The organism is Sporomusa sp. (assembly GCF_057736855.1).
On the sequence record NZ_JBYKYF010000342.1, the window covers coordinates 1 to 2,943 of the forward strand.

3 protein-coding genes are annotated in these 2,943 nt (G+C 44.4%); 1 reads left to right on the forward strand and 2 read right to left on the reverse strand.

The window, feature by feature from the left end; all coding sequences use genetic code 11:
• Positions 1-1,327 (reverse strand): nickel ABC transporter substrate-binding protein (gene nikA / locus AC29Z1_RS15850; RefSeq protein WP_488272424.1); only part of this gene is annotated, 1,327 nt, incomplete at its 3' end.
• 299 nt (positions 1,328-1,626) lie between these two features.
• Between nikA and AC29Z1_RS15855 the strand changes: the two genes are divergently transcribed.
• Entirely contained in the window at positions 1,627-1,845 is a 219-nt protein-coding gene (locus AC29Z1_RS15855) for a hypothetical protein (RefSeq protein ID WP_488272425.1), read from the forward strand.
• Between the two features lie 300 nt (positions 1,846-2,145).
• Here AC29Z1_RS15855 and AC29Z1_RS15860 read toward each other — a convergent pair.
• Positions 2,146-2,943: MFS transporter (locus AC29Z1_RS15860; RefSeq protein WP_488272426.1), on the reverse strand; the 798-nt coding region annotated here is incomplete at its 5' end.

A 2,943-nucleotide genomic window follows, 5' to 3' on the forward strand; every position in this document is an offset into this window, starting at 1 on the left:
GATCATAGGGAGCACCCGAAGTATCATTGGTAATCAGATTAAAATTGCCGTCTTTTTGACGCTGAACAATGGAACCAGGTTCTTCGGCAGTCAACTTAACTTTTATGCCTACTTTCTTCAGATCACCCTGGAGTACTTCGCCGATTGATTTTTGAATAGCATCTGTACTGTAAAAACAAAATTCCACTTCCAACACTTGTCCGTCTTTTTCCCTAAATTCCTTACCCGGGACTTCCTTCCAGCCAGCCTCTTCCAAGAGGCTCTTAGCCTTAGCCTCACTATATTCATACGGTTTTAGCCCAAGATTACAATATGGGAAATTTGCGGCAAGCAAGGTATCGGCTCTATGCTCGGTACCAAAGAGAACGCCTTTAATAAACGCATCTTTATTAACCGCATGCTGAATGGCTTGCCGTACTTTAAGCTCCTTAGTCGCGCCTTTATTGGAGTTTATGGCCAAAGCACGGGTTGCCAGAGGCCCGGACAGTTTGGTTTCATATTTTCCTGAGGCCTGCAGCTGCTTAAAAGCATCAATGCTGATACTGCCTTTACCATAAATCAAATTCAGTTCCCCTTTTTCAAACGCAACAACCCGTGACTCACTATCAGGAATAACTTTTACTACCAATTTATCCACTTTCGGTTTAGTCCCCCAATAATGCGGATTGGGAACAAATACTGCGACTTCACCTTGTTTATACTCGCTCAGCATCCAAGGGCCGGTACCAACCGGCTTTTTGATACCTTCGGCAGTATTACCGCTATCCGGAAACTGAGAAGGGGCCAGGAAACGAAGCGGACGGATGAGGGCCAGCTCCTGTAATACCGGGTAATAAGAATCCTTTAGCACCAGTTTGAATGTTCTGTCGTCTATGACCTGTGTTTCTTTGATTTGCCTGATTAATGCCAGCCAGTCGTGACGCTTGCCATTGGCCAAAACAGCATCAAAATTTTTCTTAACTGCCGCCGCATTAAATGGAGTGCCATCAGAAAACTTTACGTCTTTCCGCAGGGTAAATATGTATTCTTTGCCGTCTGGTGAGACTGTCCAGCTCTCAGCCAACCAGGGAATAATCTTACCATCACTGCTATACTGCACCAGAGATTCATAGACCATGGCCTGCGCAAACATCTCATTCGGATTGTACAAATGCGGGTTCAAAGGCCCAATGTCTTTCGCCCAGGAAAATTTCAATACCTTTTCTTGAGACGCATCCTTACTTGTCTGCGAACCACAGCCAGCTACCAGGATTGCTAGCAGAATCAGGGATATAACCAGTGCTGCATACTGTTTGAACTTGTTAAACTGCTTTTTTGTAGCTAACATACTTTTCTCTCCCTTACTGGTATTCGTCAATCACAAGCGTTCTTCTTGGCAAATAAAAAGGCATGCAAACCAAAGGAGACTTTACGTCCACCAAGGCTTCATGCCTATCATCACATCAGGGTATCTACTATATTATATTTATATATTAAGGACACGCACTGCACTTGCTTTTTTGGTAGAGTTTTCATAACTCTCAATTCATCATAATTTTACAATGTTGCCGCCATTTTGTAAATAGTGAAAAAATTATTTTTCTTCTTTTCAAACGCGAAACTCGTACTCTAATAGCCTCCTATTTCTTGTCCTTTCTGTTGATTAAAGGCGGCGAAATCTTAGAAAAGATAGGAACCGTCGATACCGTGTTATTAGATAAAACCGGCACCATTACGGTAGGCAAACCAGCAGTAAAAGCTATCCGCAGCTACAATGGCTGGCACAAAAATGACTTGTTGGCAATTGCCGTCTTGACAGCCAACAAGCTGGTGGCACGGCGGTTATTCTCGCTGCCGACGGATTAGTTGTCGGGATTATCGTTATCCATGACCCACTGCGTGAAGATGTTAAAGATATGATTGCCGCATTACACCGTGAAAACATTAATAACATCGTATTCTTGACTGGCGATGCCCAGCAGTCGGCAAAGCCATCCGCACCATCTGGCAGAATATCATTGTAGCCAACAACCTGATTGCCATCCTGTTTGCTGCCTACGGTTTATTAGGCCCAGTATTGGCCGCCATTGTGCATACTCTTGGCTCTATCCTCGTTGTACTGAACTCTGCCCGCCTCTTGCGACAGAAACAATCAGACAATGGCCGCTATTCTTTGATAAATAACATAATGATAAAGCCGATAGCTGGTCCCAGAGCCATAATCCACCATACCCAACTAAAATTACCTGTCCAATCAATGACTAATCCAAGAACAAGCGGGCTAATCAGCGAGGCAAGCTGATACAAGAAGTTCGCTATGCCACTGGCGGTAGCAGCCCACTGAACACCCGCATAATTGGCAACCATGACATTGAGCATGGGGTTTGCTAAATAAGAGGCAAAAGCAGCAGCAAAGCTCAGTATATACAGTGCAGTCAAGGAGGTCTCATGTCCAAACCACAAGGTTAACGGTATGGTAAGTGCCAACGATACCAAAACAATGATCCGCCGGTTATTTAACCGATCTGACAAGAAACCGGCCACAATGGGGGACAAAACCCCACCCACTCCATACCACATCATGACCGTACCGGCGTCTTTTACGGTGAAACCGATGGATTTAATATAGGCATTTGCCCATGTAGCCACAGCTAACTGCAGCCACATTAAGCAAAACCCGGTCGCACAAGTCAGCATCAAATTTTTATGATGAAAGAGATAAATAAAACCAGCTATCAATGATTCCTGCTTATCTTCTTTGGGTGCATTCGAACGCATAAATAATGCAACAAATACACCTGCGACAAAAGTAATCGTTCCCACCGACATAAAAGCGCCTTTCCAACCAATCATTTGGTTAAGAGTAGGCGCCAAAAAATTTGAAATTAGAATACCGGCTGAAGGAGCCACCATAAGCAGCCCAAAAGCCATGCCGCGTTCTCTTACCGGAAACCACTCCACCAG